At 42.1% G+C, this 5,357-nt stretch carries 3 tRNA genes and 3 rRNA genes; all 6 read right to left on the reverse strand.

Going from position 1 to position 5,357, the window contains the following annotated elements:
• Positions 1 to 70: 70 nt before the first annotated feature.
• The 6 genes from RI68_RS00425 to RI68_RS00450 all read right to left on the reverse strand — a co-directional run bounded on the left by RI68_RS00425 (position 71) and on the right by RI68_RS00450 (position 5,264).
• Positions 71 to 146: transfer RNA gene (locus tag RI68_RS00425), tRNA-Val, on the reverse strand.
• A 25-nt stretch (positions 147 to 171) separates the two neighbouring features.
• Positions 172 to 285 (reverse strand): 5S ribosomal RNA (gene rrf, locus RI68_RS00430).
• Between the two features lie 37 nt (positions 286 to 322).
• A 23S ribosomal RNA gene (locus tag RI68_RS00435) occupies positions 323 to 3,188 on the reverse strand.
• Positions 3,189 to 3,264: 76 nt separating this feature from the next.
• Positions 3,265 to 3,341: transfer RNA gene (locus RI68_RS00440), tRNA-Ile, on the reverse strand.
• Between the two features lie 79 nt (positions 3,342 to 3,420).
• Positions 3,421 to 4,948: ribosomal RNA gene (locus tag RI68_RS00445) — 16S ribosomal RNA — on the reverse strand.
• The 16S, 23S and 5S rRNA genes sit together here with 3 tRNA genes alongside, the layout of an rRNA operon.
• A 232-nt stretch (positions 4,949 to 5,180) precedes the next feature.
• Positions 5,181 to 5,264, reverse strand: a tRNA-Tyr gene (locus RI68_RS00450).
• Positions 5,265 to 5,357: the final 93 nt, after the last annotated feature.

The raw sequence follows: 5,357 nt of genomic DNA on the forward strand, positions 1-5,357 counted from the left end.
ACCTACTGATTACAAGTCAGTTGCTCTACCTATTGAGCTATTTTGGCTTTAAAATTGTGATTGTAAAAATTGGTAGAGGATGAGGGACTTGAACCCCCGACATTCTGCTTGTAAGGCAGACGCTCTCCCAACTGAGCTAATCCTCTTTTTAAAAGTAATTTTTCAAGTAATCCTTGGCAAAAACCTATCTTCACTTTCCATACGAAAAACTATTGTCGGGGTTTAAGGGCTTAACTGCTGTGTTCGGAATGGGAACAGGTGTTTCCCCTTGACTAAATCACCAAGGATCTTTCAAAACTAGATAACCATAGTTATTTCAAAAAAATCAAAGTCAATGGATCTATTAGTACTAGTCAGCTGAAAATATCACTATTCTTACACCTCTAGCCTATCAACCTGGTAGTCTTCCAGGGATCTCATAGGGAAATCTCATCTTAAGGGAGGCTTCACACTTAGATGCTTTCAGTGTTTATCCTTTCTATACATAGCTACTCAGCTGTGGCTCTGGCGAACCAACTGAAACACCAGCGGTATATCCATCCCGGTCTTCTCATACTAGGGACAGCTCCTTGCAAATTTCCAACGCCCACGACGGATAGAGACCGAACTGTCTCACGACGTTCTGAACCCAGCTCGCGTTCCGCTTTAATGGGCGAACAGCCCAACCCTTGGAACCTTCTCCAGCTCCAGGATGCGATGAGCCGACATCGAGGTGCCAAACCGCTTCGTCGCTGTGAACGCTCGGAAGCGATAAGCCTGTTATCCCCAGGGTAGCTTTTATCCGTTGAGTCACGGCCCTTCCATACGGTACCGTAAGATCACTAAGTCCAACTTTCGTTCCTGCTCGACTTGTAGGTCTCGCAGTTAAGCACCCTTTTACCTTTACGCTCTTAAAATGATTTCCGACCATTTTGAGGGTACCTTTGAACGCCTCCGTTACTCTTTAGGAGGCGACCGCCCCAGTCAAACTGCCCACCAAACACTGTCCCTCATAATACACTTATGCAGGTTAGAAGCTAAAAATAACAAGGGTGGTATTCCAAGGATGACTCCATTAGAACTAGCGTCCTAATTTCACAGTCTCCCACCTATCCTCTACATGCAATTTTCAATTTCAATATTAAGCTACAGTAAAGCTCCATGGGGTCTTTTCGTCCTGTCGCGGGTAACCGGCATTTTCACCGGTAATTTGATTTCACCGAGACTCTTGTTGAGACAGCGCCCAAATCGTTATGCCTTTCGTGCGGGTCGGAACTTACCCGACAAGGAATTTCGCTACCTTAGGACCGTTATAGTTACGGCCGCCGTTCACTGGGACTTCAATTCAATGCTTCAAGTTACCTTTGACATCTCCTCTTAATCTTCCAGCACCGGGCAGGCATCAGCCCCTATACATCACCTCACGGTTTAGCAGGGACCTATGTTTTTGATAAACAGTCGCTTGGGCCTATTCTCTGCGGCTTTTACTTTTTATCATAAAAGCTCTCCTTATCCCGAAGTTACGGAGTCATTTTGCCGAGTTCCTTAACAAGAGTTTTCTCGCGCGTCTTAGTATACTCTACCTTCCCACCTGTGTCGGTTTACGGTACAGGTAAAAAAACAATTAGCCCTAGAAGTTTTTCTTGAAAATATGACTTCAGTCACGTTACCTTCAAACCTTATTTTTTAGAATAAGAAGACGGATTTGCCTATCTTCTCAAACTCGGTTCTTCTACCCTAATCCAATAAAGGGTGTGCTTAGCCTGTTTTGTAGCTCCATCAGTTGTTTTCTTAGTGCAGGAATTTTAGCCTGCTTGCCATCGACTACGCATTTCTGCCTCGCCTTAGGACCTGACTAACCCAGGGCGGACGAACCTGCCCCTGGAAACCTTGGGTTTTTGACGGATAGGATTCTCACCTATCTTTTCGTTACTTACACCGGCATTCTCACTTCTGACCTCTCCACCACTGCTTCCGCTATGGCTTCATCGATGTCAGAACGCTTCCCCTACCATATTAAAAATAATAAATTATTTTTATATCCGTAGCTTCGGTATAATGTTTTAGCCCCGTTAAATTTTCGGTGCAGAGTCATTAGATTAGTGAGCTATTACGCACTCTTTAAAAGATGGCTGCTTCTAAGCCAACTTCCTAATTGTTTAAACGTCTCTACTTCCTTTTCCACTTAACATTAATTTAGGGACCTTAGCTGACGGTCTGGGCTCTTTCCCTTTTGACCATGGACCTTATCACCCACAGTCTGACTGCTAATTGTTTTTAATGACATTCGGAGTTTAATTGATATCGGTACCCCGAGGTGGAGCCCTCAATCATTTAGTGCTCTACCTTCATTAAAATTTCTTAATTAACGCTAGCCCTAAAGCTATTTCGGGGAGAACCAGCTATCTCTGAGTTCGATTGGAATTTCACCTCTAGCCACAAATCATCCAAACACTTTTCAACGTGTCCTGGTTCGGTCCTCCATTTGGTTGTCCCCAAACTTCAACCTGTTCATGGCTAGCTCACTTCAGTTTCGGGTCTATGACATAAAACTAAACGCCCTATTAAGACTCGCTTTCGCTACGACTTCGTTCCTTCAAACTTAACCTTGCTATATATCATAACTCGCCGGTTCATTCTGCAAAAGGCAAGCTATCACTCATTAACGAGCTCTAACTAATTGTAAGCACATAGTTTCAGGATCTATTTCACTCCCCTTCCGGGGTTCTTTTCACCTTTCCCTCACGGTACTAGTTCACTATCGGTCACCAAGTAGTATTTAGCCTTAGGAGATGGTCCTCCCTATGTTCCAACAAGATTTCTCGTGTCTCGCCGTACTTTTCGATACCCTAGATTTTAACTTACCCTTACAGGACTATCACCTTCTTTGGTGTTTTTTCCCAAAAACTTCAAGTTGGTTAAAATTTTGTAACTAGTGGCGGTATCAGGCTCTTCCGGATTCGCTCGTCACTACTACCAGAATCGTTATTACTTTCTTTTCCTGCAGTTACTTAGATATTTCAGTTCACTGCGTATCCCTTTTTGATTCGAAAATCAAAAAACTATAATGTTATTATAGTAGGTTTCCCCATTCGGAAATCCACGGATCTTCATTTATTTACAACTCCCCGTGGCGTATCGCCGTTAATTGCGTCCTTCATCGGCTCTTGGTGCCAAGGCATCCACTATGCGCTCTTAATTCCTTCAATTTTTTTGATTTTACTATGTTTATCTACTTTTCAAAGAACTTTTTTTAAGACAGCGCTTATAACTTTTAAAATAAACTGGTGGGCCTAAATGGACTTGAACCACCGACCTCACGCTTATCAGGCGTGTGCTCTAACCAGCTGAGCTATAGGCCCTTAATGCCTTAAAAAAGAAAAACTTATTAATTTTTTAAGTCTTTCAAAACTGAAGATGATAATTTTATTGTTTCCTTAGAAAGGAGGTGATCCATCCCCACCTTCCGGTAGGGATACCTTGTTACGACTTAACCCCAATTATCGACCCTACCTTAGACGGATCCTTCTTCTTGCGAAGTTAGGTGACCGCTTTGGGGTATTGCCAACTTTCGTGGTTTGACGGGCGGTGTGTACAAACCCCGAGAACGTATTCACCGTGACATGCTGATTCACGATTACTAGCGATTCCAACTTCATGAAGTCGAGTTGCAGACTTCAATCCGAACTGAGATTGATTTTATGAGATTGGCTAAGAACTCGCGTTTCAGCTACTCTTTGTATCAACCATTGTATCACGTTTGTAGCCCAGATCATAAGGGGCATGATGATTTGACGTAATCCCCACCTTCCTCCAATTTTTCATTGGCAGTCTCGTTAAAGTCCCCATCATTACATGCTGGCAATTAACGACAAGGGTTGCGCTCGTTTTAGGACTTAACCTAACATCTCACGACACGAGCTGACGACAACCATGCACCACCTGTTTTCCTGATAACCTCCATTATATTTCTATAACTTCGCAAGAAAATGTCAAGACCTGGTAAGGTTTTTCGTGTATCTTCGAATTAAACAACATGATCCACCGCTTGTGCGGAGTCCCGTCAATTCCTTTAAGTTTCATACTTGCGTACGTACTACTCAGGCGGAGTACTTAATGTGTTAACTTCAGTACCGGTTTTACCCGACACTTAGTACTCATCGTTTACGGCGTGGACTACCAGGGTATCTAATCCTGTTTGCTCCCCACGCTTTCGTGCCTCAGCGTCAGTAAAGACCCAGCAAGCCGCCTACGCCTCTGGTGTTCCTCCATATATTTACGCATTTTACCGCTACACATGGAATTCCGCTTGCCTCTATCTCACTCTAGTAAAACAGTTTCTATAGCACAACAGCGTTAAGCGCTGAAATTAAACTATAGACTTATTAAACCGCCTACGCACCCTTTACGCCCAATAATTCCGGATAACGCTCGCCCCTTATGTATTACCGCGGCTGCTGGCACATAATTAGCCGGGGCTTATTCATTAAGTACCGTCAAGGGAGTTTTTCCACTCTTTTTTCTTCCTTAATAAAAGAACTTTACATACCGAGGTACTTCATCGTTCACGCGGCGTTGCTCGGTCAGAGTTTCCTCCATTGCCGAAAATTCCCTACTGCTGCCTCCCGTAGGAGTTTGGGCCGTGTCTCAGTCCCAATGTGGCTGTTCAACCTCTCAGTCCAGCTACACATCATAGTCTTGGTAGGCCTTTACCCTGCCAACTAACTAATGTGTCGCAAGCCCCTCCTTAAGCATACCTTCAAAGAAGGTCTTTTAAAAAAGTAAAGATGCCTTCACTTTTCCTATCCAGTCTTAGCAACTGTTTCCAATTGTTATCCTCGTCTTAAGGGCAGGTTGCTTACGTGTTACTCACCCGTTCGCCACTAAAACCCGAAGGTTTCCGTTCGACTTGCATGTATTAGGCACGCCGCCAGCGTTCATCCTGAGCCAGGATCAAACTCTTCGTTTTGTTTTGATTTGCTTTTTTAACGAATTAATTAAAAAAGAAAATTTCATGATTTAAATATTTAAAAAATTTTAATAAAATATCATCTTCAGTTTTCAAAGAATTAAAAAATTATTTTTATTTATTAATGAATGCGATTAAAAAAAATAAATTCGCAAAACTAACAAATTAATTATAACATGTAAAATCAATTATTTCAATCTTTTTTTACATTTTATTTCAAAAAATTTAATAATGGTGAAGGGGGATGGATTCGAACCAACGTACCTCACGGAACAGTTTTACAGACTGCTGCGTTTAACCACTTCGCTACCCCTCCAAAGAAAAGTTTCTTTTGAAAATTTCAAAATGCATCAAATAAAAATTTATTTGAAAAACTTACTATTTGATTTTAACATATTAAATAAAAAAA

Source organism: Vaccinium witches'-broom phytoplasma str. VAC (assembly GCF_000309405.1).
In the GTDB taxonomy this organism is placed as follows: domain Bacteria; phylum Bacillota_I; class Bacilli_A; order Acholeplasmatales; family Acholeplasmataceae; genus Phytoplasma.